Below are 24,794 nucleotides of genomic sequence, written 5' to 3'. Positions count from 1 at the left end.
GTTTTTCCTAAGGGTTCTCTTACTTGTCGAGACGGACGGTCTTGCCGGTCGTTGCTGATTTCAGCGCTGCGTCGGCCAGTTTCAGCGCCACCAGTCCGTCCGCGCCGCTCGGCGCGGCCTTCTTGCCTAATGTCGCTGCGGCGATGAAAGCAGCGATCTCATTGGCATAGGCGTCGAGATAGCGGGTCATGAAGAAGTCGTGCAGCGGCGGGCGGGTATAGCCCTTCTCGTTGGCCAGCTCGATCGACACCGGGCGCTGGTTCTCGGCCGCGACCATGCCTTTCGAGCCATGCACCTCGATGCGCTGGTCGTAGCCATAGGTGGCGCGGCGCGAGTTGGAGATGACGGCCTGCTTGCCGGAAGCGGTTTCGAGGATGACACTGACGCTATCGAAATCGCCGGCATCACCAATCTTCTTGTCGACCAGCACCGAGGCATGGGCGCTGACCGCCACGACCTCTTCGCCGAGCAGGAAGCGCGCCATGTCGAAATCATGGATGGTCATGTCGCGAAAAATGCCGCCCGAACGCTTGATGTAGTCGATCGGCGGCGCGCCGGGATCGCGCGAGGTGATGGTGACCATCTCGACGGTGCCGATGGCGCCGTCGTCGATCGCCTTGCGCACGGCGGCGAAGTGTGGATCGAAGCGCCTGTTGAAGCCGACCATCAGCGTCGCCTTGGTCTTCTCGACCACGGCCAGGCATTTCTCGACGCGCTTGACGTCGAGGTCGATCGGCTTCTCGCAGAAGATCGCCTTGCCGGCCTTGGCGAAGCGCTCGATCAGATCGGCATGGGTGTCGGTCGGCGTGCAGATGATGACGGCGTCGATATCTCCGGCTTTCTCGATGTCCTCGATGCTGCGCACCTCGGCGCCATAGGCGCTGGCCAGTTCGGTCGCCGCCTTCTCGAACGCATCGGCAACCGCAACCAGTTTGGCCTGCGGATTGGAGCCGACGGCACGGGCGTGGACCTTGCCGATGCGGCCGGCACCGAGGAGAGCGAAGCGAACGGTCATGGGTATTTCCTCTGGGGAATGGGTTGGAGAGAGTTGTCCGCACCTTGCTTTTGGGGAAAGGTGGCAAGGCTATTTTTCGAGCGCGCCAGAAAACAGGATGACCATCCTGTTTTAGGCCGCGAGTTCCGCCTCCCCGGTCTTGGCGCCGGTGATGTAGGAGACGATATCGTTTCCGTCGGTGTTCTCCTTGCGCAGATTGGCGACGATGCGGCCGCGCCGGAACACGACGATACGGTCGCAGAGATCGAACACCTGGCGCATATTGTGGCTGATCAGGATCAGCGGCTCGCCATTGTCCTTCAGCGTACGCACGATGTTTTCGACCTGGGCGGTCTCCTGCACGCCAAGGGCGGCGGTAGGCTCGTCCATGATGATCAGCTTGGAGGCGAAGGTCGCGGTCCGGGCGATCGCCACGCACTGGCGCTGACCGCCTGACATGTGGCGGATGGTGTTGGACAGATTGGGGATCTTCACCGCCGTGCGGACCAATGCCGCCTCGGTTGCCTTGCGCATGTATTTGCGGTCGAGGATCGAGAACGGGCCGAGGTTGAACAAAACCTTCTCGCGGCCGAGGAACAGGTTCGACGGCACGTCGAGATCGTCGGCCAGCGCCAGATTCTGGAACACGGTCTCGATGCCCGCCGTGCGGGCCTCGATCGGCCCGGCAAAATTCACTTCCTTGCCGTCGAACCAGATCTGGCCGCTGGTGCGCTGCTCGACGCCGGTGATCTGGCGCACGAAGGTCGATTTGCCGGCGCCGTTGTCGCCCATGATGGCGACATGCTCGCCCTTGCGCAGCTCGAAATTCGCGCCTTCCAGCGCATGCACGCCGCCATAGCGCTTGGTCAGGTTTTCGGTCTTCAGGACGATGTCTGACATGGTCATGCCCTCATTGCCCGCAGGCGTTGGCGCCACTGGTCGAGAACCACCGCACCGACGATGATCACGCCCTTGACCATCTCCTGGTAGTAGGCGTCGAGGCGCAGGAAGGTGAAGCCGGAGATGATGACGCCGAAGATCAGCGAGCCGATCACCGTGCCGATGATCGAGCCGCGGCCGCCCGACAGCGAGACCCCGCCGATGACCGCCATGGCGATGGCGTCGAGTTCGTACATCACGCCCATGCCGGACTGCGCGGTCAGGTTCTTGGAGCTCAGCACCACGGCGGCGAGCGCGGCGAGAATGCCGGCGATGACGTAGACCAGGATCTTGTGGTTGGCGATCTTGATGCCGGACATGCGCGCGGCGTCCTCGTTGGAGCCGATCGCGTAACAGTGCTTGCCGTACCTCGTATAGGTCATGATCAGCTGGAACAGGATGGCCAGCGACAGGAAGATGACGACCGGCATCAGGCCTTTGCCGATGCTGGCGAAACTCTCGGTGGGAAACGAGATCGGCTGGCCCTTGGACCACCATTTGGCGATACCGCGCGCGGTCACCATCATGCCGAGCGTGGCGATGAACGGCGGAATGCGCGTGTAGGCGATCAGCGCGCCATTGACCAGGCCGGCGAAGAGGCCGCAGGCGATCGCCACCAGCAGCGGCACGATGACAGGCAGGTCGGTCCAGCCCTGCGCCAGGAACATCGCCTTGGGATTGGGGTTGCCGTTGACCGTCGCCACCTGGGCGAAGCTCATGGCGATCATGGCGGTCGCGCCGACGATCGAGCCCGAGGACAGGTCGATGCCGCCGGTGATGATGACCTGTGTCACGCCGATGGCGATGATGCCGACGATCGACACCTGCAGGATGATGATCTGCAGGCGCGCTTCGTTGAAGATGCCGCCGACATCGCTGCGTGTGTTGAACAGGAAGCTGTCGCCGAGAAAGATGCGGCCGATCAGTTCGAAGATGACGACGAGAATGACCAGGGCCAGGAAAACATTGAACTCGGCCGGCCATGTGCGCTTCTTCGCATCATAACCGACGCCGCCGACGCCATGAGATGTCTGTGCCACGTATTCTGTCCTCCATCAGCCGCGGTCGCCCTCGCGCCGTGCCGGCGCTGAGGGAGAGAGGGGAGCGGCGCTGTCTTGATCGAGAGCGCCGCTCCGTATCGAACCGCTGGCGGCTCAGTTCTTCTTCAGGAACTTGTCGATGTTGGCTGGCGTCACCAGCTGGAAGGGCACGTAGACCTTGTGCTCGACCTTCTCGCCCTTGGAGAGCTTGAGCGCCGCATCGAGAGCGCCGGCGCCCTGGCCGGCCGCGTCCTGGAACACAGTTACGTCGAGGTCGCCCGCCTGCATGGCCGCCAGCGCGTCCTGGGTGGCATCGACGCCGCCGACGACAACCGCCTTCATGTCGATGTTGCCGGCCTTCATCGCCTGGATGGCGCCGATGGCGCTTTCGTCATTGTTGGCGATGACGCCATCGAACGGCTTGCCGGTCGAAAGCCAGTTGGTCATCAGGTTCTGCGCCTCGTCGCGGTTCCAGTTCGACGTCTGCTTGTCGATGATCTTGATGAAGCTGCAATCCGGCGTCGCGATCACATCGTCGATGTCCTTGGTGCGCTGCACGGCGGCCTGGTTGGAAAGCTCGCCCATGATCACATAGACATTGGCTTCCTTCTTGCCGGCTTCCTTGAACAGGCGGCAGACTTCCTTGGTCTCGAGCGTGCCGGAATCGGCTTCGTTCGAGGCGACGAAGGCCTGGTTGTCGGGCAGCGTGTCGACATTGACCGGCTCGCGGTTGACATAGACCAGCGGGATCTTGGCTGCGGCGGCGGCATCCGACATCGCCTGCGTGGCCGAAGTGTCGACCGGGTTGACGATGATGGCGTCGACGCCCGAAGCGGCGAAGTTCTTGATCTGGTCAAGCTGCTTGGCAACGTCGTTCTGCGCGTCCTCGACCTGCAGCTCGACGCCGCTCATGCCCTTGGCCTGCTCGATCATGCCGTTGCGCAGCACGGTCAGGAAGTTGTCGTCGAACTTGGCCATCGACACGCCAACCTTGGCGGCCAGGGCGGATGAACTCATCAGCGCCGCGAAGGCGACGCCTAAAATCAATTTCTTCATTGTGTTTCTCCTCCACATATTGGTGTCCGGTTTCACCGATTTATCCGGAATCCCCGATCTCCCCGGGGAATCTCTCCCTGATGTCATTTCTATTCCGGGTGACGCTTGCCGTTGGCTGGAACGTCAAACCCTCTGTTTGAAACAGATATTCCGGAACGAAAGAACCAAAATATACAGATGATGAAATATTTATTCCATTTCACATCGGGGCGTCAAGGGCGATTCCGCGGCCTGCGGGCCGATTTACGCATCGCTCTGATGGATTCTATCATTTGCCTCGGCGCCTTGCGCGGCGGCTGGCTAGATGTTTTCCGGCAGATAGATGTCGAAGGGCAGAAAGGTCTGGCCCGGAGCGTTGGCGGCGCCGGTTTCGATGGCATGCGCCATCAGGTCGACGAGCTCACGGCATAAAGCGGCGAGCGGGGTCGAGATCACCATGGTGAGGATGTTGTCGGCGAGCGCCGCGCGCGACTCTGCGTTGATCTCGTTGCAGACGACCACCGGCATGGTCGCGGGCTTCGCTGCCCGCAGCGCCGAGACCGCGCCTTCCATGCCACCGCCGGCGACGTAGCAGCCGGCAAGATCCGGATAGCGCGCCAGAAGATCGATCATCGCGTCATGGGTCACCTGGTTGGCTTCCAGATTGACCAGCGTTTCAAGCACGCTGAACTCCGGCGCATGCTCGCGGAAGAAGGAGCGAAAGCCGATCTCGCGCAGCTCATGGCCGTGGAAGCGGTGGCTGCCGACGAAGAGGGCGACCTTGCCGGGCCGCTTGGCTGCCTTGGAGATCATCCATGCGGCGGTGCGCCCGACCTTGCGGTTGTCGAGGCCGATATAGCCCTCCCGGATGCCGGCGGCAAAGTCGGACAGCACCGAAAAGACCGGCTGTCCTCTCGCCTTCAAGGTTTCCACGACCGCTGTCAGGGTCGGATGGTCCGGACCGACAACGGCGATGGCCCTCGATTTCGCCGCCAGCCTGCGCATCTGCAAGGCGATCTCGTCGGGAGCCAGGGAGCTGGCGAAATCGATGCTCGCAACGCCGCGGAAGCGCTGCGATTGCGAGATGGCCAGTTCGAGTTCCCGCGCGAAGTCACCGTAGAAGGCATCGTTGCCCCGCAGCAGCAGGAAGCCCAGGCGGTACTCCGGCAACTCCTGGCGCATGCGCTGCTTGATAAGGCCGGCAGCGTGATAGCCGATGTCGGTAGCGGTCTCGTAGACGCGGCGCGCTGTCTCTTCGCGCACCGGCAGCCGGTTGTTCAGCACGCGGTCGACGGTGGCGACACTGACGCCCGAGATGCGCGCCAGATCGGATATTGTCGGCCGCTTCACCATGCTTGCCTCGTCGGGTTTGCTCGAGCCCTTCGTACATCATCCTGATGGGAAATGATAGAAACTATCTTTATGATGTTGAGTCTATCATTAGTCGGCGTTACTTTGACGCCCGAAGCCAAGGGATTTCATGGCATTCGCTCTGGCGGATGCCTTTGCCGAGGGAGGCAATCATGTCCACTGCGCCGTCCCGGCGTGACTACAGCCTGATCGGCCGCGACGCCAAGCTCGCCGTCGAGACCGGCCTGTCGGCGGCCGAGTGGTATCACACCGACATACCGCGCAAGCAGATGAAGGAGCTGATGCAGCGCTCCGACGGGCCGGCGATCCGCGATACGGCGATCTGGTTCGCCGCCCTGATCGTCAGCGGCGCCGGCGGCGCCTGGCTCTGGGGCACATGGTGGTGCGTGCCGTTCTTCTTCGTCTATGGCGTGCTCTACGGCTCCTCGACGGATTCACGCTGGCACGAATGCGGTCACGGCACCGCCTTCCGCACGCAATGGATGAACGATGCGGTCTATCAGATCGCCTGCTTCATGATCATGCGCAATCCGGTGACCTGGCGCTGGAGCCACACGCGCCACCACACCGACACCGTCATCGTCGGCCGCGACCCGGAAATCTCGGTGATGCGGCCGCCGGATCTGGTTCGCGCCATGCTGGGCTTCGTCGGCGTGCTCGACGCCTGGCATGCGATGAGCGATATGCTGCGCAACGCCGCCGGCACCGTCAGCGCCGCCGAAAAGACCTTCATTCCAGAACAGGAACAGCCCAAGGCGATCCGCGTCGCCCGCATCTGGACGGCGATCTATGCCGCCACCGTCGGGCTGGCGCTCTACACCGGTTCGTTCCTGCCGCTGATGCTGGTCGGCCTGCCCAGGCTCTACGGCGCCTGGCACCATGTCATGGTCGGGCTGCTGCAGCATGGCGGCCTGGCCGACAATGTCACCGACCACAGGCTCAACAGCCGCACCGTCTACATGAACCCGATCAGCCGGTTCATCTACTGGAACATGAACTACCATGTCGAGCATCACATGTTTCCGATGGTGCCCTATCATGCGCTGCCGAGGCTGCACGAACTGATCAAGCACGATCTGCCGGAACCGACACCGTCGATCCTGGCCGGCTACCGCGAGATGATCCCGGTCTTCCTGCGCCAGCTGCGCAACGAGGACTATTTCCTCAAGCGCGAGCTGCCGCCGACCGCACGGCCATATCGCGAGGAATTCCACAACGACACTATCGCCGCCGCGGCGGAATGATCGTGCTTCCATCCGATCCAGACTGTTTATTTAACGCAATTCCGGACGGAAAACCGCTGCGCACTTTTTTGCTTTTGGGAGGACTTGAATGAGCGACTGGGTCGAGGCCTGCGCCACCGGCGACATAGACGAGGAGGATGTGATGCGCTTCGACCATGGCGGCCGCACCTTCGCCATCTATCGCAGCCCCGACGACGAGTTCTTCGCCACCGACGGCCTTTGCACGCATGAAAAGGTGCACCTGGCCGACGGGCTGGTGATGGATGACATCATCGAATGCCCCAAGCACAATGGGCGCTTCAACTACAAGACGGGTGACGCCCGCGGCGCCCCGGTCTGCATCAATCTCAAGACCTATCCGGTCAAGGTCGATGCCGGCAAAGTCCTGATCCAGATCGGATGACTGACATGGCGGGGGGGATGCTCATCATCGGCGCCGGCGAATGCGGCGGGCGGGCGGCATTGGCGCTGCGCGACCTCGATTATCAGGGGCCGGTGACGCTGGTCGGCGACGAGCCGCATCTGCCCTATGAGCGCCCGCCTCTGTCCAAGGAGGCGATGGCCAGCGATGCGCCCGAGATCAAGGCGATCGCCAGCGACGCAATTCTGGCCGAGAAATCGATCCGGCATGTCCATTCCGTCCAGGCCGTCGCGATCGATCGCGCGGCGCATACTGTGCGCCTGTCGGACGGATCGGTCCTGCCTTACGACAAGCTCCTGCTGGCAACCGGTTCGACGCCGCGCAAGCTGCCGATGCCGGGCCTGGGCCCGCGCTGCGTCTATCTCAGAACCTTCGCTGATGCGCTCGCCATTCGCGCGCATCTCACCCCCGGCAACCGTATCGCCATCATTGGCGGCGGCTTTATCGGCCTCGAACTCGCCGCCGCGGCCCGCAAGCTCGGTGCCGCGGTCACCGTCATCGAGGCTCAGCCTCGCATCCTGATGCGCGGCGTGCCGGCGGAGATCGCGGAAATCATCCATGAGGCGCATGTCGCCGAGGGCGTCGACATCCTGTGCGGCGACGGCATCGCGTCCATCGCCGACGATGGCAACGAGGTGCGCGTCACACTTGCCGGCGGCCGGGAGATATCAGCCGACCTCGCGATCATCGGCATCGGCGCCGTGCCGGTGACCTGGCTTGCGGCCGAAGCGGGGCTCACGATCGACAATGGCATTGCAGTCGATGCCGAGCTGCGCAGCAGCGATCCCGACATCTTTGCCGCCGGCGATTGCTGCTCGTTTCCGCTCGCCGTCTATGGCGGCCGCCGGGTGCGGCTGGAAGCCTGGCGCAACGCCCAGGAACAGGGCGCGCTGGCGGCCAGGAACATGCTCGGCGCCGGCGAGGCGCATGCGGCGGTGCCGTGGTTCTGGTCGGATCAATATGGTCTGTCCCTGCAGATCGCCGGGCTCTCCGACGAGGGCAAAAACACCGTGCGCCGCGATCTCGGCGACGGCGCCTTCATCCTCTTCCATTTGGCTGAAGACGGCAGGCTGGTCGCGGCCAGCGGCATCGGCCCCGGCAACGCGGTCGCCCGCGACATCAGGCTGGCCGAAATGCTGATCGCCAAGCGCGCCAAGCCGGCGCCGGAAGCGCTGGGATCACAGGACGTGAAGCTGAAGTCGTTGTTGGCGGCCTGAGTCTTTGTGCGACCTTATAGAGGTCGGCGCTGCCCCTCATCTGCCTGCCGGCATCTTCTCCCCGTAAACGGCTACGGCATGCACACATTTCCAAGCAACTGGTCTTTGGCGATGGGGTGCATGGCAACTTGTCTTATGCGGCGCTGGTCGACCCCCACTCCGTCTCGGCTTCGCCGAGCCACCTCTCCCCCGATCGACGGGGTAGAGGAAAGGCGCCAAGCTTTTGCCGTCGACGCTCGTCCAGCAACGCTCCTTTCCTTTCCCTCCGGAGGGGGGAAAGGTGGCGCTGCGAAGCAGCGACGGATTGGGGGAACCACGTGACAATCAGGCCTCGGGCGGATCAGTCACGCCAGTCACAGAAGATATGTGCATCCCGTAGCCGCGAACGGGGAGAAGGACGCTTTCGCCCGGGGATTTCGCCAATCACCAACGTTGCGAGAAGAGCGCTGTCGTTGATGCCAGCTACTTTCTCCCCGTCACTATACGGGGAGAAATGCCCGGCAGGGCAATGAGGGGCGGCGCAGGCGCCAGAAGATGAGGCGTTTTCGGCCTCAAAGCTTGAAGTCAGCGCGCGCTAAAACAGCGCCTTCAGCTCCGGCAGTTTGTCGTTCACCAGCCAACCATAATAATTCTCTTCCGGCAGCTTTTCGGGCTCACCGGCGGCGCGGCGCCTGTCGTTCTCCGCCTTCAGGGCATAAGCGCGCTGCTCCGGATTGCCGACATTGTAGAGCGTGGCGGTCAGCCCGGGATTGCCCGAAATGTCGAAGCCGGCAATGCTTTTATAGGCATCGATCGATTTCCTGATCGTCGCGGCGACGTAGGGCAGCGTCAGGTCGGGATCCATGATGGTCTTGTAGACCGAATTGGGATCGCCGACGTCGAGCTTGGGCAGGCCCGAAACCTTGTGCACCAGATCGCTCATCTGCAGGGCGGTCAGCGGATTGAGCTGGCCGAGGCCGAAGGTCTGGCCGGCATAATAAGGCTGGAAGAAGGTGGCGCCGAAGCGGTCGTCGGGAAAGCTCGTCCCGCCGACCGACTTGCCGCGAAACGAACGGTTCCACACCTGTTCGCGGCATTCCCACAGATCGTAGCTGTCGGACATCCCCGCGCATTTCTTGAATTCCGGCCGCTGGACGAAATCGGTGATGTCCTCGCCGTCATAGGCGAAGGACAGCTTGCTGGAGAGATAGGAGATCGCCTTGACATAGTAGGTCTGCAGCCGGTCATAAGCATCGACATTGTAGGTGTGCTCGCCGACGATGGCGCCGACGATGTGCAGGGGATCGATGCCGTAGGCGGCCGCCGCCTTCCTGATCTTGCCGCGCAAATCGGCGTCGTTCTGCAGCAGGGCATAGACCTTGCGGTACTTCGCCTGGAAGCTGGTGTTGGTCGCCTGCGTGCGCCGGCTGGAGGCGCCGGGAATGTCGGGCTGCACGGCATTGCGATTTCCCGGCGGCACCAATGTCGCTGCCTCGGCGGCGAACAGCGTCGCCGCCAGCGTCAAGCCGAGAATGACCAGGATCAGTTTTTTCATGCACCCGCCGCCCAAGCAATTCCAGGAAAAGTGTGAAACGGTTTTCCGGAATTGCGTCAACCAAGAGATCGAGAATTGCCGCGCAAACTAGGTAAAGCTCTTGGTCGAGTCGAGAGCGCCCCTTCACCCGGCAGGACGAAAGGTGGCCAGATGGTACCATCTGGCCACACATGATTTTGCTTGCCGGAAAATGTTGCCTGGACCGGCGCCGGAACGTTTCGGCGCCGTCGTTTAAAGGATGAACCGCGACAGGTCGGTATTCCTGGACAGATCGCCGACATGCTTTTCGACATAGGCGGCGTCGATAGTGACGCTCGTTCCGTTGCGGTCGGGCGCATCGTAGGAGATTTCGTCCAGCACCCGCTCCATCACCGTCTGCAGGCGCCTGGCGCCTATGTTCTCGACGCTGGCGTTGAGATCGACGGCGATGCCGGCGAGCGAATCGATGGCGTCTTCGGTGAAGGTCAACTCGACGCCCTCGGTCTTCATCAGAGCGATATACTGCTTGATCAGGCTGGCCTCGGTCTCGGTCAGGATGCGCACGAAATCGTCCTTCTCCAGCGCCCGCAGTTCGACGCGGATCGGCAGGCGGCCCTGCAATTCCGGCAACAGGTCGGACGGCTTCGAGACGTGGAAGGCGCCGGAGGCGATGAACAGGATGTGATCCGTCTTCAACGGTCCGTATTTGGTCGCCACCGTGGTGCCTTCGACCAGCGGCAGCAGGTCGCGCTGCACGCCTTCGCGCGAGGGCCCGCCGGAAATGTCCGATCTCGCCGCGATCTTGTCGATCTCGTCGAGGAAGACGATGCCGTCGTTTTCCGCGGCATCGAGCGCCCGGCGCACCACCTCGTCCTGATCAAGCAGCTTGTCGGACTCGTCATTGACCAGCAGGTCGTAGGACTCCTTCACCGTCGTCTTGCGCATCTTGATTTTCTTGCCGCCCATCGCCTTCGACAGCATGTCGTTGATGTTCAGCACGCCGATATTGGCGCCCGGCATGCCGGGGATTTCAAATCCGGGCATGCCGCCGCTGCCGGTGTCGGCAACCTCAACCTCGATTTCCTTGTCGTCGAGCTCGCCGTCGCGCAGCTTCTTGCGGAAACTGTCGCGGGTGGCCGGGCTCGCCGTCTTGCCGACCAGTGCTTCCAGCACACGTTCCTCGGCGTTGATGTGGGCGCGCGCCTTGACGTCCTCACGCATCTTCTCGCGCACCAGGCCGATGGCGATCTCGACCAGGTCGCGGATGATCTGCTCGACATCGCGGCCGACATAGCCGACTTCGGTGAACTTGGTCGCCTCGACCTTGACGAAGGGCGCACCGGCCAGCCGCGCCAGGCGGCGCGAGATTTCCGTCTTGCCGACGCCGGTCGGCCCGATCATCAGGATGTTCTTGGGCATCACCTCTTCGCGCATCTGGCCTTCCAGCTGCTGGCGGCGCCAGCGGTTGCGCAAGGCAATGGCCACGGCGCGCTTGGCGTCCTTCTGGCCGATGATGAAGCGGTCGAGTTCCGAAACGATTTCGCGGGGAGAAAATGTGCTCATATCACTAAATTCCACTTTGCCACTGCTTGATGGCCTCGAACGGATGCAGCAGCATGATCACGTTGAGTGTCAGATTGTCCCGGATGAGGTAGCCGGTGCCGAGTTCGAAGATGATGGCGAGGCTGACGATCACCCATATAGGTAGCCTTCGCGCCATCACAAATCCCAGCACCATGGCCAGTGTGTCCGACACCGAATTGATGATGCTGTCGCCATAGTAATCGAGCGAAATGGTGCCGGCGCGGTAGCGGTCGATGATGAACGGGCTGTTTTCCAGCAGCTCCCAGCCGCCCTCGATGAAGGCGGCGAACGCCAGCCTCAGGCCGATCGGCGAACGCGGGAACAGGAACCGCGCCAGCGCATAGAACAGGAAGCCGTGGATGATGTGCGAGAAGGTGTACCAGTCCGAAATGTGCTGGGAATTCTCCGAACTGTTCACCACGCCATGCCAGAGCTTGACGTAGCCGCAGGTGCAGATCGGCGTCCGCCCCATGCCGTAGAGCGCCCCGGCCTGGAAGATGACCAGGGCAAGCACCAGCAGAAGCCCCATCCGCCAGCTGTCTTCGTAGGCCGAATAGCTGTTTTCCGTGGCCGGTGTCGTCATCGGTTCATTCCCCCTCGTTTCGCGTCGCCGTCTCGATCATCACAAAGCCCTGTCACGCCTTCAGCGGCGGCAGCCGGCGGATCACGGCCGCCGGCAAGGTGGGGTTGACCACAATCCGCCGGATACGCTGCCAGCCGGCCCCGAACAGAATAATCAGCGCGCCAACAACGACCAGGATCAAGGCAAAGGCGGGATGCCCGTCGAATCGGAGGCGGAATTCACCAGATAATAGATGCCCAGCGAGCCGAAGTAAGCCAATGTAGAAACCAGAAGCGAACGGCGGTCTATGGCCAGCGCGACATAGAGGAAGCCAAGGATCAGAATCGTCAGCATGATGGTTGCATTGGCATCCGGCGCGATATGTCCGAATACGACGTTTTGGCCGGTTGCCATGATAAAGAGCGGATGCACCAGCATCGGCGCCGAGACGACATGCAGCCAGAAAGCGCAATCGGACCAGATCTTGCGTCGATCCCTGTCGTAAATGTCAAAAGCGACACCCGTTGCGAACACGATCAGGCCGCAGATCAGCGGCATGTAAAGGGCCGCGCGAAGCAATTCGGGAACGTCCTCGAGGCGCGGCGGCGCAATCGCGCCGGTTGTCACACTGTCATACAGGATTATCGCCGTTTGCAGGAAGGCAAGCAGTGTGAAGGCGATGGCGATGGTCCCGGCAATGATGGGGACGCGAAAGCGCCGGAAATAGATCGCCGCCGCGATTATTCCTCCGCCCAGGAACAGATATCCGGCCCGGGACGCCGTCTGGCGCAACGCCAATAGCTGCCAGATGGTTTCCGGCTTGCGTATGCCGAAGCTGGCCTCCACTTGCAGCGCCAGAGCGGCCAGAATGGCGGCCATGAAAATCAGGGCAAGCACGGACGACGATAGTTTCATCCGGTGCTGACGCGTGACGATTTCGGCGAGCCCCCAGGCGAAAACCGCGAGGATGCCGGCGATCCAGAATGTCTGGCCTGGAAGCAAGGTGGTGAGGACAAAGAAGAAGCCGGCGCTGAGCAGAACGGTTCCCACGGTGACGAACAGATCGTTGCCGCCGCCGACCAGCCGCAGGTTTTCCTCGTCACCCTCGTCATCGGCGCGCCTGGCCTCGGGGGCGAGAGCGACCGCGCGTTCCATGGCCTCCAACTGATCGCGCAAGGTCTGCGAGATCAAACCTTTCGCGACTGCCTTGTCGAGGGTTTCGGCGCTGATCAATTGGGCTCCTGCGTCGCGTCGCGCGCCATCATCAGGGCTGGCCCGTACTCCGATGTTCTGGTGTCAAAGGCAACAAAGCCGGCCTTTTCGTAGGCGCGGATCGCCCTGACATTGGCGGGATCCGGGTCGATGATGACGCGCGGAACACCTTCCTCGAAAAGCTGTTCGACGAATTGGCGCACGATCGCCGAGCCATGGCCACGCCCGACCAGCTCCGGCACGCCGATCGACACGTCGATGCCGAGCGTGCCGAACGGCTGGTCGGCGTAGGGGTGGTCGTCTTCCAGATGCGGGTCGTAGCTCTGCAGATAGGCGATCGGCTTGCCGTCGAGCTCGACGATCAGCGGCTCGACGGAAATCGAGTCGATATGATCGCGAATCCCGGCGATTTCCGTCTCCGGATCGTCCCACCACTCTGCAACATGCGGCTGGGCAAGCCAGCCGACGATCATCGGCAGGTCTTTCTCCGTCACCGGCCGAAAATCATAGGCCACCACCTCTTCAGGCGGCATCGAGCGTTTCGACGACGAAATTGTTGTTGGTGTAGACGCAGATGTCGGATGCGATCTGCATCGCCTTGCGGGCGATCTCCTCGGCATCCTTGTCGCTGTCCATCAGCGCGCGGGCCGCGGCCAGCGCGTAATTGCCGCCCGAACCGATGGCCATGACGCCGAATTCGGGCTCGAGCACGTCGCCGGTGCCGGTCAGCGCCAGCGAGACTGACTTGTCTGCCACCAGCATCATCGCTTCCAGCCGGCGCAGATAGCGGTCGGTGCGCCAGTCCTTGGCGAGCTCGACGCAGGCGCGCGTCAGCTGGTCGGGATATTGTTCGAGCTTGGCCTCGAGCCGCTCCAAAAGCGTGAAGGCGTCGGCGGTGGCGCCGGCGAAACCGGCAATCACATTGCCGCCCTTGCCGATGCGGCGCACCTTCTTGGCGTTGCCCTTCATGATGGTCTGGCCAAGGCTGACCTGGCCGTCGCCGGCGATCACCACCTTGTTGCCCTTGCGCACCGTCACGATGGTCGTGGCGTGCATGGTCAGTTCATTGGACATTTCTTGGGCTCCGAGCAGCGCCATCCCGATAAGGCGATTGGCGCGGTACGAGTAACTTTGATCGGCCATATGTATGCATGGGGCCGGTGATTGCAAATCGCTCTCTGGCAAGGCCGATACCGCTGCCAGAGGCAACTGGCAATCGCCGGATCATGCTGCTAGAAGGCTTTCGTTTTCAAGCCTGCGAGCGCTTGAAGCCTCTGAGCCGGTCACGATGTGAACCTCTGGACAAGGATAGAGTGATGCCGCCCCGTTCCGCCGAAGCGAGCCGTAAGACCAAGGAAACCGACATCTCCGTGTCGGTCCATGTCGACGGTTCCGGCAAGTCGGATATCGCTACGGGCGTCGGCTTCTTCGATCATATGCTGGACCAGCTGTCGCGCCATTCCCTGATCGACATGACGGTCAGGGCCAAGGGCGACCTGCATATCGACGATCACCACACGGTCGAGGACACCGGCATCGCGCTCGGCCAGGCCTTGACCAAGGCGCTCGGCGAGCGGCGCGGCATCATGCGCTATGCCTCGATCGACCTTGCCATGGACGAGACGCTGACGCGCGCCGCGATCGATGTGTCCGGCCGTCCCTTCCTAGTCTGGAACGTTTCCTTCTCGTCGCCGAAGATCGGCACCTTCGACACCGAACTGGTGCGCGAGTTCTTCCAGGCGCTGGCGCAAAATGCCGGCATTACGCTGCATGTCACCAACCACTATGGCGCCAACAACCATCACATCGCCGAGACCTGCTTCAAGGCGGTGGCGCGCGCGCTGCGCGCTGCTCTCGAACGCGATCCGCGCCAGCCGGATGCGGTTCCCTCCACCAAGGGATCGTTGAAGGGATAAGGCCATGGCCACCTACGTCGTGATGGAACCGCCAGGCCGCAGCGAAAAGGCTGATGCGACGGCCTTTGTCCGCGATGGCTTCACCTGGCTGGGCCTCCTGGTGCCGCCGCTATGGTTCGCCTGGCATCGGCTGTGGATCGAAGCAGCACTTACCTTCGTCGTCATGGGCCTGCTTTCGATGCTGGGCCAGAAGCTCGGCCTTGGTGTGGCCGGGTCGCTGCTGTCGTTGTTGGTTTCGCTCTATGTCGGCCTGGAAGGGCAAGGCCTGCGCATCGCGGCACTTCGCCGGCGTGGTTGGCACGAGTGGGGCGCGGTCGAAGCCGGTTGGCTCGACGATGCCGACACACGCTATGCGCTGGAGGCGGAAGCGCTTGCCGATGAGGTTGTGCCGGCGCCGCGCATGGTCCCCGATGCTGCCCTCGCGCGGCCAGCGCAGCCGGGCATTGCGCTGGGGCTGACCCACATACCGGGAAGAAACTGACATGATTCCGGGAAGAAGCTGATATGCGGGTTGCGATCATCGACTACGGCTCGGGCAATCTGCGCTCGGCCACCAAGGCTTTCGAGCGCGCCGCGCGCGAAGCCGGCATCGCGGCGCAGATCGACCTGACGGCCGATGCCGAGCGGGTGCGCACGGCCGATCGCATCGTCCTGCCCGGCGTCGGCGCCTATGCCGATTGCGCGGCCGGCCTGCAGGCCGTCGAAGGCATGCGGGAAGCCGTCGAGGATGTCGCGATCGTCAAGGGCCGGCCTTTCCTCGGCATCTGCGTCGGCATGCAACTGATGTCGCAGCGCGGCCTTGAAAAGACAATTACCGAGGGCTTCGGCTGGATATCGGGCGACGTCAAGGAGATCATGCCTTCCGATCCGGCGCTGAAGATCCCGCAGATCGGCTGGAACACGATCGAACTCAAACGCCAGCATCCACTGTTTGCCGGCATTCCCACCGGGACCAACGGGCTGCACGCCTATTTCGTGCACTCCTACCACCTCGATGCGCGCAAGCCGGACGAAGTGCTGGCGGTCGCCGATTATGGCGGCCCGGTGACGGCGGCCGTCGCCCGCGACAATCTCGTCGGCACGCAATTCCACCCGGAAAAGAGCCAGGCGCTGGGCCTCGCCCTGATCACCAATTTCCTGCGCTGGAGGCCCTAGAGCATGATCCCGAAAAGTGGACCCCGGTTTTCTCGGACAAACGGTCCCGTTTGTCCCGAGATCATGCTCAAGCAAAGGGGAAACCGATGAGCAAGAAGGGCTACTGGATGGCGATGGTCGAGGTGACCGATCCGGAAAACTATCCGCTATACATTGCCGCCAACAAAGCGGCTTTCGACAAATATGGCGCAAAATTCCTGACCCGCGGCGGTCAGTCGTCGAGCCCGGAAGGGTCGTCGGGCAATCGCCATGTCATCATCGAGTTCGAGAGCTACGCGGTCGCACTCGCCTGCTTCCATTCGCCCGAATACCAGGCGGCGCTGAAGTTCCGACGTCTCTATTCGACATCGCATTTCGCCATTGTGGAAGGCGCCTGAACGGATGATCCTTTTCCCCGCCATCGATCTCAAGGACGGCCAGTGCGTGCGCCTGAAGCACGGCGACATGGCCACCGCGACCATCTACAACGATGATCCTGCAGCGCAGGCGCGGGCCTTCGAGCAACAGGGCTTCGAATGGCTGCATGTCGTCGACCTCAACGGCGCTTTCCAGGGCCAGAGCGTCAACAGCGCGGCGGTCGGCGCCATCCTCAAGGCGACGAAGAACCCTGTGCAGCTCGGCGGCGGCATCCGCACGCTGGCGCAGATCGAGGACTGGCTCGATCGCGGGCTGGCCCGTGTCATCCTCGGCACGGTGGCGGTGCGTGACCCGGACCTGGTCAGACAGGCCTGCAAGGCGTTTCCGGGCAAGGTCGCCGTCGGCATCGACGCCAAGGGCGGCAAGGTCGCCGTCGAGGGCTGGGCCGAGGCGTCGAGCCTCGGCGTCGTCGAACTGGCGAGGAAATTCGAGGGCGCCGGAGTCGCCGCCATCATCTACACCGATATCGACCGCGACGGCGTTTTGACCGGCATCAACTGGGACGCCACCATCGATCTCGCCGATGCCGTATCGATCCCGGTCATCGCGTCGGGCGGCCTCGCCTCGATCGCCGACATCGTGCGCATGACCATGCCCGATGCGCAAAAGCTCGAAGGGGCGATCTCCGGGCGCGCGCTCTATGACGGCCGCATCGATCCGGCCGAGGCCCTGGCGATCCTGCAGGGCAGGGCGGAGACGCGGACGTGAAAATCTCCATCATCCTGGCCTCCTACGACAGCGGTCATTACCATGGCGGCATGGGCCAGGGCCCGGACGCACTGATATCAGGCGGGCTCGTCGACGCGCTGACCATGGCCGGCCATGACGTTACGGTGGAAGACATCGGCAGGGTCGGAGACATCCAGGAGCGCGAGATCGCCACCGGCTTTGCTGTCTGCAACGCGGTTGCGACCGAGGTTCGCCTTGCCCGTGACGCCGTTCGGTTTCCCATCGTCCTTGCGGGAAACTGCCTGACATCAGCCGGTGCGGTCGCCGGCGAGGACGCCGATGCGATCATCTGGGCCGACCAGCATGGCGACCTCAACACGCCCGAGACATCGGCATACGGGTTTCTCGACGGCATGGCGCTGGCGACGGTGCTTGGCCTGTGCTGGAGGCCAATGGCGTCGGCCATTCCCGGCTTCAAGCCGATCGATCCGTCGCGTTGCGTGCTCGTCAACGCCCGCGATCTCGATCCGGACGAGCAGCGGCTGCTGGAGACATTGCCGATCGTGCGGACGGAATGCTCCGGGGTGGCACAGGCGACCGAAAGACTGAAGATCGCCGGCGCCAAACGCGTGCACATGCACCTCGACATGGACGTGCATGATCCCCGCGAGTTGCAGGCCAACCGCTATATCACTTCGGGCGGCCCGAGCCCGGAGCAGTTGCGCGACGCCACTTGCGCCATGGCGCTTGCGGTGCCGGTCGTCGGCATCACCGTCTCCGCCTACGACCCGGCTTTCGACGCGCAGGCCGATGTTCCGCCGCTGGTCGGCCAGTTGCTGAACGATCTCATCGCCACGATAGAGGGCCGCTGATGCTGAAAGCCCGTGTCATCCCCTGTCTCGACGTCAAGAACGGCCGTGTCGTCAAGGGCGTCAACTTCGTCGATCTCGTCGACGCCGGCGATCCGGTCGAGGCGGCCAAGGCCTATGACGCGGCCGGCGCCGACGAGCTTTGCTTCCTCGACATCACTGCTTCGTCGGACAATCGCGAAACCATCTTCGACGTCATCGCACGCACCGCCGAACAATGCTTCATGCCGCTGACCGTCGGCGGCGGCGTGCGCCAGGTCGCCGACATCAGGAAGCTGCTCTTGGCCGGCGCGGACAAGGTGTCGATCAACACGGCGGCGGTGAAGAACCCGGATTTCGTTGCCGAGGCCGCCGACAAGTTCGGCAACCAGTGCATCGTCGTCGCCATCGACGCCAAGAAAGTGTCCGCCACCGGTGAGGCCGACCGCTGGGAAATCTTCACCCATGGCGGGCGCGAAAAGACCGGCATCGACGCGGTCGAGTTCGCGCGGAAAATGGTCGATCGCGGCGCCGGCGAGATCCTGCTGACCTCGATGGATCGCGACGGCACCAAGGCCGGCTACGACATCGCGCTGACCCGCGCGATATCAGACGCCGTGCGTGCGCCGGTCATCGCTTCCGGCGGCGTCGGCACGCTCGACCACATGGTCGAAGGCATTCGCGACGGCCATGCCGGTGCGGTGCTGGCCGCGTCCATCTTCCATTTCGGTACCTACACGATAGCGCAGGCCAAGGCGCATATGGCCGCCGCAGGGCTGCCGATGCGGCTGGACTCTGTGAATAATCGGCCCTAAAGCATGATCCCGAAAAGTGGGAACCGGTTTTCGGAAAAGATCATGCCTAAACAAGCAGATAGATGGCGCCATGGCTGAGTTTTCGCTGTCAGATCTTGAAGAAACCATCAGGGAACGCGCCCATTCCGGCGACCCGGACTCGTGGACGGCAAAACTGTTCGCGCGCGGCATCGACAAGGCGGCGCAGAAACTCGGCGAGGAAGCAGTCGAGACGGTGATTGCCGCCGTCAAGGGCGACAAACAGGCCCTCGTTTCGGAAAGTGCCGATCTTATATATCATTGGCTCGTCGTTCTCGGCCTCTCGGGGGTTTCGCTGAGCGACGTGCTCAAGGAGCTCGAAGGCCGCACCCGGCGTTCGGGCATCGCCGAGAAGGCGTCACGGCCCAAGGGCTGACCGCGAGGAAGGGCAGGTATCTCGATGGATCAGCTCGCGCCGACCGAGAAGTATTCCCCGTTTCGCTTCTTCTCCGCCGAGCAATGGTCGCAATTCCGCGCCGACACGCCGCTGACGCTGAGCGCGGACGAATTCCGCCGCCTGCGCTCGCTCAACGATCCGGTCGATCTCGAAGAGGTCACGCGCATCTATCTGTCGCTGTCGCGGCTGTTGTCGGCTCATGTCGAAGCGAGCCAGCTGCTGTTCCGGCAACGCCAGGCCTTCTTCAACGCGGTCGACGTGGTCAAGACGCCCTTCATCATCGGCATCGCCGGTTCCGTCGCGGTCGGCAAATCGACCACCGCACGCGTGCTGAAGGAGCTTTTGGCGCGCTGGCCGTCGAGCCCCAAGGTCGATCTCATCACCACCGACGGCTTCCTGCTGCCCAACGAGGTCCTGCGCCGCGAGAACCTGATGGAGCGCAAGGGTTTTCCAGACAGCTACGATGTCGGCGCGCTGCTGCGCTTCCTGTCGGGCATCAAGTCGGCGCTGCCCGATGTCCGCGCGCCGGTCTATTCGCACCTCACCTATGACGTCATTCCCGGCGAGTTCGTCACCATCGACCGGCCCGACATATTGATCTTCGAAGGCATCAATGTCCTGCAGCCCGGCAAGCTGCCGCAGGACGGCAAGATCGTGCCTTTCCTGTCGGACTTCTTCGACTTCGCCATCTACATCGATGCCGACGAGAAGCTGATCCACAACTGGTACATTTCCCGCTTCATGCGGCTGCGTGAGACCGCCTTCCGCAATCCGGACTCCTTCTTTCACCGCTACTCGCAGCTGTCGGAGGGTTCGGCGCGCGCCATCGCCGAAGGCCTGTGGACCAACATCAATTTGAAGAATCTGCGCGAGAACATCCTGCCGACGCGGGCCCGCGCCGACTTGATCCTGCGCAAGGGGGCCGACCACCTGATCGAGGAAGTGGCGCTCAGGAAGCTGTGACGGCCGGCTTCGTCACCCGTCGCAATGTCAGATTGATCCGCCCACCGTTTTTCAGCAGCGCCGAGGTCGAGGGATAGATCCGACCGACGCCGTGAAAGCACAGCCGCCCCTCGCCGCCGAGCACCACGACGTCACCGCTTTGCAGCCTGAACGACTTGGTGGCGCCATCACGCGTGGTCTGGCCAACCCGGAACAGGCAGTCGTCGCCGAGCGAGACGGAGACGACCGGCGCCGAAAAGTCGGCCTCGTCGCGGTCCTGATGCAGGCCCATCTTCGCATCCGCCGTGTAGAAATTGATCAGGCACGCTTCCGGCGGATGCGGATAGCCCGAGACCTCGCGCCACAGGTCGAGCAGCGCATCCGGAATTGGCGGCCAAGGCGCCCCGGTTAGCGGATGCGCCGGCTGGTAACGATAGCCGTGCTCCTTGTCGGTGACCCAGCCCAGCGGCCCGCAATTGGTCATGCGCACGCTCATCTCCTTGCCGGTGCGCGGCATGGCCGGCACGAACAGCGGCGCCTGCTGCACGATCCGTCTCACCTCGTCGACCAGTTCTTCCTGCACGGTGCGTGACAGGTAGGCCGGCATGTGGCGGACGCCTTTGGGCAGAACGAGCACGGATTCGATCACCTTTTGGATGGTTCGGAACCGTAAAATGTCACGATCAAATGAAAACGGCGACCCGAAAGCCGCCGCTCTTGTCGAATTGGCAGTCGCCGATCAGGCGAGGTCGGGGATGCGCAGCACCTGGCCCGGATAGATCTTGTCGGGATGGGTCAGCATCGGCTTGTTGGCCTCGAATATGACCGTGTTCTTGACGCCTTGGCCCTTGCCGTAGCTTTTCTCGGCGATCTTCCAGAGATTGTCGCCCTTCTTCACGGTGTAAAAGGTGGGCTCCTTGGCCGGGGCGGCGGCCGTGCCAGGTGCTGGCGCGACCTGTAATTCGTCCGCCTGCACCTTGGAGACGCCGAGCGTGTTGCCGACGGCGATGACCGCCTTCTCGAAGATCGACTGGTCCTTGACCACACCCTTCAGCACTGCCGTATCGCCGTTGACGACGACCTCGACGCCATCGGTGCCGAGCTTGTGCGAATCGAGCTCCTTCTTGAGTGTGTCGGCCGTGGGTGCGGCTTCGTCGTCACCGCCGATGCCCAGTTTCTTGCCGACACTCTTGACGAAATCGAACACGCCCATCGTTGGTCTCCATTGCTGTGGTGGGTGATCGCAGCTTGCCATCTGCAACCCAGAATTGGAAGCCACCCGCGCGTTGCAGCTTCGCGGTGCTTAATCGTTCTCCACCCGGCCGCGCAGTTTCTTGATCGTGCCGCGCCCGGCCTTGCTCTTCAGCCGCCGTTCCACGGCACCTTTCGACGGCCGCGTCTTCTTGCGCGGCGGCGGTGGCGGCTCGGCGGCCTTGGCGACCAATGCCGTCAGCCGTGCCCGCGCATCCGCCCGGTTCTGTTCCTGGGTGCGGAAGCGGCCCGCTTCGATGACGATGACGCCGTCCTTGGTGGCACGCTGGCCGGCAAGCTTGATCGTCCGCTCGCGCACGCGCTCCGACAGACCCGCTGCGTTGGCGGCGTCGAAGCGCAGTTGCACCGCCGTCGCCACCTTGTTGACGTTCTGGCCGCCGGGACCGGACGAGCGGATGAAATCCTCGTGCAGGTCGCGCGGATGGATCACCGCATCGCCTGATATGAAGATATTGTCGTCGCTCGCCATGCCGCAGTCATGGCGCGGCGGATCGAAAAAGAAAAGGCCCGATCGAAGCCGGGCCTTTCAACGAAAGCTGAACCCCGTAGCGCGATTACTCCGCCGCTTCCTGCATGCGCGGCGCCGCACCCAGCACCACGGCATCGACATGGCTTTCGAATTTCTCGAAATTGATGGCGAACATGCCGACCAGCCTTGCCGCCTGCCGGTCATAGCCGGCCTTGTCGGCCCAGGTGGAGCGCGGGTCGAGAATGGCGCTGTCGACGCCTCGAACCGCCACCGGCACCTCGAAACCGAAATGAGGGTCGGTGCGGAACTCGGCCGTCTTGAGCGAGCCGTCGAGTGCGGCGGCAAGCAAGGCACGCGTCGCCTTGATCGGCATGCGCTTGCCGGTGCCGTAGGCGCCGCCGGTCCAGCCGGTGTTGACCAGCCAGCAATCGGCGCCGTGGCGGGCAATCAGCTCGCGCAGCAAATTGCCGTATTCCGATGGATGGCGCGGCATGAACGGTGCGCCGAAACAGGTCGAAAACGTCGCTTCGGGCTCGGTCACGCCCTTTTCGGTTCCGGCCACCTTGGCGGTGTAGCCGGAGAGGAAATGATACATCGCCTGCGCCGGGGTCAGCCGCGCGATCGGCGGCATCACGCCGAACGCATCGGCGGTCAGCATGATGATGTTCCTCGGATGGTTGGCGCGGCCGGTCTTGCTGGCGTTGGGAATGAAATCCAGCGGGTAGGCGCAGCGTGTGTTTTCGGTCAGCCTTCCGTCGTTGAAATCCGGCACGCCATCAGCGTCGAGCACGACATTTTCCAGCACCGTGCCGAAGCGCTGCGTGGTGGCGAAGATTTCCGGCTCGGCTTCCGCCGACAGCTTGATCGTCTTGGCGTAGCAGCCGCCTTCGAAATTGAAGATGCCGTGGGGTCCCCAGCCATGCTCGTCGTCGCCGATCAGCGTGCGCGAGGGATCGGCCGAGAGTGTCGTCTTGCCGGTGCCCGACAGGCCGAAGAAGATGGCGGCGTCGCCGGACGTACCCTCGTTGGCCGAGCAATGCATCGGCATCACGCCTTTCGCCGGCAGCAGATAGTTGAGCATGGTGAACACCGACTTCTTCATCTCGCCGGCATAGGAGGTGCCGCCGATCAGCACGACCTTGCGCGTGAGATCCACGGCGATCACCGTTTCGGTGCGGCTGCCGTGGCGGGCGGGATCGGCGCGGAAGGACGGCAGGTCGATGATCGTCATGTCAGGCACGAAATGCTTGAGCTCGGCGGCATCGGGACGAATGAGCAGATTGCGGATGAACAGCGAGTGCCAGGCAAATTCGGTGACCACCCTGGTCGGCAGCTTCAGCTCCGCATCGGCGCCGCCGATCAGGTCCTGGACGTATAGATCCTTGTCCGCGGCATGCGCCTGGAAATCAGCGAGCAGCGTGTCGAACTGGGCTTGTGAAATTGCCTTGTTGTTGTCCCACCAGACGTGCGGTTCGGTGTCACTGTTGCGGACGACAAACTTGTCCTTGGGCGAGCGGCCGGTGTGCTGGCCTGTTTCGGCGACCAGCGCGCCATGTGCCGTCAAGCGGGCTTCGCCGCGCCGGATCGAGTCCTCATAAAGAGCAGCCGCACCGAAATTATAGCGCACCACGCCGGTGGTTTTCAGGCCGATATGATCGATCGCGCAGGCGGAATTGCGTTTGCCGACTTCCGACATCGAGTGTCCCTCTTGGATTTGCCGCATCTTTGCCGGCACCTTCCCGGCACGCCCACTACGCGGGCTGAGATGGTCAGAACCAGAAAAGCCAAATGATATCAAATCATTAATCGATTTAAATATTTTGAAAGTTGTTTAAATCGTTTATATGTGCAAAAAGTTTCGCGGTTGCCCAAAGGATTGGCGATGTACGTTCGTCCAATCGATGTCGAGGTAGGATTGTGGCCGCCGGCATGCCGCGCGTGACAGCGGACAAGGCCTATGCCACATTTTGTACCTAATTTGTCCTGCAAAAGCCCCTTCTCTACGACAGAAGGGACAGCTCATGAGGGAGCCGCTTGAAATGGCAACAATCGCGCTTGTCGATGATGACCGCAACATTCTGACATCGGTGTCGATCGCCCTGGAATCCGAGGGGTATCGCGTCGAGACCTACACGGATGGTGCGTCGGCGCTGGAAGGCCTGGCGGCACGCCCGCCGAACCTTGCCATCCTCGACATCAAGATGCCGCGCATGGACGGCATGGAACTGCTGCGCCGGATGCGCCAGAAGTCCGACCTGCCGGTGATCTTCCTGACCTCCAAGGACGACGAGATCGACGAATTGTTCGGCCTCAAGATGGGCGCTGACGATTTCATCCGCAAACCCTTCTCACAGCGCCTGCTGGTCGAGCGCGTGCGCGCCGTGCTGCGCCGCGCCAGTGCCCGCGAGGCCGCCGCCAAGACACCCAGCCAGCAGGCCCGCTCTCTCGAGCGCGGCCAGCTCGTCATGGACCAGGAGCGCCACACCTGCACCTGGAAGGGCGAGCCGGTGACGCTCACCGTCACCGAGTTCCTGATCCTGCATTCGCTGGCGCAGCGTCCCGGTGTCGTAAAAAGCCGTGATGCGCTGATGGATTCGGCTTATGATGAACAGGTCTATGTCGACGACCGCACCATCGACAGCCACATCAAGCGGCTGCGCAAGAAGTTCAAGGCCGTCGACGACGACTTCGAGATGATCGAAACCCTTTACGGAGTCGGATACCGGTTCCGCGAAGCATAAGTA

At 62.8% G+C, this 24,794-nt stretch carries 29 protein-coding genes; 13 read left to right on the top strand and 16 right to left on the bottom strand.

Features of this window, described 5'->3' with window-relative positions:
• Positions 1-19: 19 nt before the first annotated feature.
• From iolG to A9K65_RS02465, 5 genes are all read right to left on the bottom strand, one after another.
• Entirely contained in the window at positions 20-1,015 is a 996-nt protein-coding gene (iolG, locus tag A9K65_RS02485) for an inositol 2-dehydrogenase (protein WP_013528364.1), read from the bottom strand.
• 111 nt (positions 1,016-1,126) lie between these two features.
• Positions 1,127-1,894, bottom strand: a complete 768-nt coding sequence (locus A9K65_RS02480) for an ATP-binding cassette domain-containing protein (RefSeq protein WP_023810655.1) — start codon at positions 1,892-1,894, stop codon at positions 1,127-1,129.
• Positions 1,895-1,896: 2 nt separating this feature from the next.
• Entirely contained in the window at positions 1,897-2,973 is a 1,077-nt protein-coding gene (locus A9K65_RS02475) for an ABC transporter permease (protein ID WP_013528362.1), read from the bottom strand.
• A gap of 114 nt (positions 2,974-3,087) precedes the next feature.
• Positions 3,088-4,029: a sugar ABC transporter substrate-binding protein gene (locus A9K65_RS02470; protein ID WP_024502009.1), complete on the bottom strand. Its 942-nt coding sequence runs from the start codon at positions 4,027-4,029 to the stop codon at positions 3,088-3,090.
• 300 nt (positions 4,030-4,329) lie between these two features.
• Positions 4,330-5,361 carry a LacI family DNA-binding transcriptional regulator gene (locus tag A9K65_RS02465; RefSeq protein ID WP_013528360.1) on the bottom strand — a complete coding sequence of 344 codons (1,032 nt, stop codon included), beginning with the start codon at positions 5,359-5,361 and terminating at the stop codon, positions 4,330-4,332.
• A gap of 170 nt (positions 5,362-5,531) precedes the next feature.
• Here A9K65_RS02465 and A9K65_RS02460 point away from each other — a divergent pair, with 170 nt between their 5' ends.
• From A9K65_RS02460 to A9K65_RS02450, 3 genes are all read left to right on the top strand, one after another.
• Positions 5,532-6,623: a fatty acid desaturase family protein gene (locus tag A9K65_RS02460; RefSeq protein ID WP_064992844.1), complete on the top strand. Its 1,092-nt coding sequence runs from the start codon at positions 5,532-5,534 to the stop codon at positions 6,621-6,623.
• A gap of 88 nt (positions 6,624-6,711) precedes the next feature.
• Positions 6,712-7,026 (top strand): MocE family 2Fe-2S type ferredoxin, encoded by a 315-nt coding sequence (locus tag A9K65_RS02455; RefSeq protein ID WP_013528358.1) that lies wholly within the window; start codon positions 6,712-6,714, stop codon positions 7,024-7,026.
• Positions 7,023-8,261 carry an FAD-dependent oxidoreductase gene (locus A9K65_RS02450; protein WP_064992845.1) on the top strand — a complete coding sequence of 413 codons (1,239 nt, stop codon included), beginning with the start codon at positions 7,023-7,025 and terminating at the stop codon, positions 8,259-8,261. The genes A9K65_RS02455 and A9K65_RS02450 overlap by 4 nt, the downstream gene beginning before the upstream one ends.
• A 574-nt stretch (positions 8,262-8,835) precedes the next feature.
• Here A9K65_RS02450 and A9K65_RS02445 read toward each other — a convergent pair.
• From A9K65_RS02445 to hslV, 7 genes are all read right to left on the bottom strand, one after another.
• A complete protein-coding gene (locus tag A9K65_RS02445) occupies positions 8,836-9,795 on the bottom strand; it encodes a DUF1402 family protein (protein WP_064992846.1) in 960 nt (319 codons plus the stop codon).
• Between the two features lie 231 nt (positions 9,796-10,026).
• On the bottom strand, positions 10,027-11,337 hold the full coding sequence (gene hslU, locus A9K65_RS02440) for an ATP-dependent protease ATPase subunit HslU (protein ID WP_064992847.1): 1,311 nt from the start codon (positions 11,335-11,337) through the stop codon (positions 10,027-10,029).
• Positions 11,338-11,341: 4 nt separating this feature from the next.
• On the bottom strand, positions 11,342-11,887 hold the full coding sequence (locus A9K65_RS02435; RefSeq protein WP_245322075.1) for a DUF2585 domain-containing protein: 546 nt from the start codon (positions 11,885-11,887) through the stop codon (positions 11,342-11,344).
• A 106-nt stretch (positions 11,888-11,993) separates the two neighbouring features.
• Positions 11,994-12,122 (bottom strand): hypothetical protein, encoded by a 129-nt coding sequence (locus A9K65_RS36450; RefSeq protein ID WP_280953807.1) that lies wholly within the window; start codon positions 12,120-12,122, stop codon positions 11,994-11,996.
• Complete coding sequence (locus A9K65_RS02430) at positions 12,119-13,153, bottom strand: hypothetical protein (protein ID WP_198327554.1); 1,035 nt, start codon at positions 13,151-13,153, stop codon at positions 12,119-12,121. The genes A9K65_RS36450 and A9K65_RS02430 overlap by 4 nt, the downstream gene beginning before the upstream one ends.
• Positions 13,150-13,665, bottom strand: a complete 516-nt coding sequence (locus A9K65_RS02425) for a GNAT family N-acetyltransferase (RefSeq protein ID WP_064992849.1) — start codon at positions 13,663-13,665, stop codon at positions 13,150-13,152. The genes A9K65_RS02430 and A9K65_RS02425 overlap by 4 nt, the downstream gene beginning before the upstream one ends.
• Positions 13,655-14,206: an ATP-dependent protease subunit HslV gene (gene hslV, locus A9K65_RS02420; protein ID WP_013528351.1), complete on the bottom strand. Its 552-nt coding sequence runs from the start codon at positions 14,204-14,206 to the stop codon at positions 13,655-13,657. The genes A9K65_RS02425 and hslV overlap by 11 nt, the downstream gene beginning before the upstream one ends.
• 242 nt (positions 14,207-14,448) lie before the next feature.
• On the opposite strand from hslV, the gene hisB reads away from it, so the two are divergent.
• The 9 genes from hisB to coaA all read left to right on the top strand — a co-directional run bounded on the left by hisB (position 14,449) and on the right by coaA (position 20,330).
• A complete protein-coding gene (hisB, locus tag A9K65_RS02415) occupies positions 14,449-15,048 on the top strand; it encodes an imidazoleglycerol-phosphate dehydratase HisB (RefSeq protein ID WP_063169777.1) in 600 nt (199 codons plus the stop codon).
• A gap of 4 nt (positions 15,049-15,052) precedes the next feature.
• Positions 15,053-15,529 carry a DUF2628 domain-containing protein gene (locus tag A9K65_RS02410; RefSeq protein WP_064992850.1) on the top strand — a complete coding sequence of 159 codons (477 nt, stop codon included), beginning with the start codon at positions 15,053-15,055 and terminating at the stop codon, positions 15,527-15,529.
• 23 nt (positions 15,530-15,552) lie between these two features.
• Positions 15,553-16,203 carry an imidazole glycerol phosphate synthase subunit HisH gene (hisH, locus tag A9K65_RS02405; protein WP_024502000.1) on the top strand — a complete coding sequence of 217 codons (651 nt, stop codon included), beginning with the start codon at positions 15,553-15,555 and terminating at the stop codon, positions 16,201-16,203.
• Positions 16,204-16,289: 86 nt separating this feature from the next.
• Positions 16,290-16,580, top strand: coding sequence for a DUF1330 domain-containing protein (locus A9K65_RS02400; protein WP_013528347.1), 291 nt, complete (start codon positions 16,290-16,292; stop codon positions 16,578-16,580).
• Between the two features lie 4 nt (positions 16,581-16,584).
• Positions 16,585-17,328, top strand: coding sequence for a 1-(5-phosphoribosyl)-5-[(5-phosphoribosylamino)methylideneamino]imidazole-4-carboxamide isomerase (gene hisA / locus A9K65_RS02395; protein ID WP_013528346.1), 744 nt, complete (start codon positions 16,585-16,587; stop codon positions 17,326-17,328).
• Positions 17,325-18,161, top strand: a complete 837-nt coding sequence (locus A9K65_RS02390) for an arginase family protein (protein ID WP_064992851.1) — start codon at positions 17,325-17,327, stop codon at positions 18,159-18,161. Before hisA ends, A9K65_RS02390 begins: the two co-directional genes overlap by 4 nt.
• Complete coding sequence (gene hisF / locus A9K65_RS02385; RefSeq protein WP_024501998.1) at positions 18,158-18,952, top strand: imidazole glycerol phosphate synthase subunit HisF; 795 nt, start codon at positions 18,158-18,160, stop codon at positions 18,950-18,952. Before A9K65_RS02390 ends, hisF begins: the two co-directional genes overlap by 4 nt.
• A 70-nt stretch (positions 18,953-19,022) precedes the next feature.
• Complete coding sequence (locus tag A9K65_RS02380) at positions 19,023-19,346, top strand: phosphoribosyl-ATP diphosphatase (protein ID WP_063170995.1); 324 nt, start codon at positions 19,023-19,025, stop codon at positions 19,344-19,346.
• A 24-nt stretch (positions 19,347-19,370) separates the two neighbouring features.
• Entirely contained in the window at positions 19,371-20,330 is a 960-nt protein-coding gene (gene coaA, locus A9K65_RS02375) for a type I pantothenate kinase (protein WP_013528342.1), read from the top strand.
• Here the strand turns inward: coaA and A9K65_RS02370 are convergent.
• From A9K65_RS02370 to A9K65_RS02355, 4 genes are all read right to left on the bottom strand, one after another.
• Positions 20,317-20,946, bottom strand: a complete 630-nt coding sequence (locus A9K65_RS02370) for an alpha-ketoglutarate-dependent dioxygenase AlkB (RefSeq protein WP_064993026.1) — start codon at positions 20,944-20,946, stop codon at positions 20,317-20,319. The two genes, coaA and A9K65_RS02370, sit on opposite strands and share 14 nt — an antisense overlap.
• Before the next feature lie 102 nt (positions 20,947-21,048).
• Positions 21,049-21,522 (bottom strand): peptidoglycan-binding protein LysM, encoded by a 474-nt coding sequence (gene lysM / locus A9K65_RS02365; RefSeq protein ID WP_064992852.1) that lies wholly within the window; start codon positions 21,520-21,522, stop codon positions 21,049-21,051.
• A gap of 90 nt (positions 21,523-21,612) precedes the next feature.
• Entirely contained in the window at positions 21,613-22,050 is a 438-nt protein-coding gene (arfB, locus tag A9K65_RS02360; RefSeq protein WP_064992853.1) for an alternative ribosome rescue aminoacyl-tRNA hydrolase ArfB, read from the bottom strand.
• An 85-nt stretch (positions 22,051-22,135) separates the two neighbouring features.
• Positions 22,136-23,746 (bottom strand): phosphoenolpyruvate carboxykinase, encoded by a 1,611-nt coding sequence (locus A9K65_RS02355; RefSeq protein WP_064992854.1) that lies wholly within the window; start codon positions 23,744-23,746, stop codon positions 22,136-22,138.
• 343 nt (positions 23,747-24,089) lie between these two features.
• On the opposite strand from A9K65_RS02355, the gene A9K65_RS02350 reads away from it, so the two are divergent.
• Complete coding sequence (locus A9K65_RS02350; protein ID WP_013528337.1) at positions 24,090-24,791, top strand: response regulator transcription factor; 702 nt, start codon at positions 24,090-24,092, stop codon at positions 24,789-24,791.
• Positions 24,792-24,794: the final 3 nt, after the last annotated feature.

This window comes from Mesorhizobium sp. WSM1497, assembly GCF_001672455.2.
Lineage (GTDB): Bacteria > Pseudomonadota > Alphaproteobacteria > Rhizobiales > Rhizobiaceae > Mesorhizobium > Mesorhizobium ciceri.
This window is presented reverse-complemented; position numbering and strand designations above follow the sequence as displayed.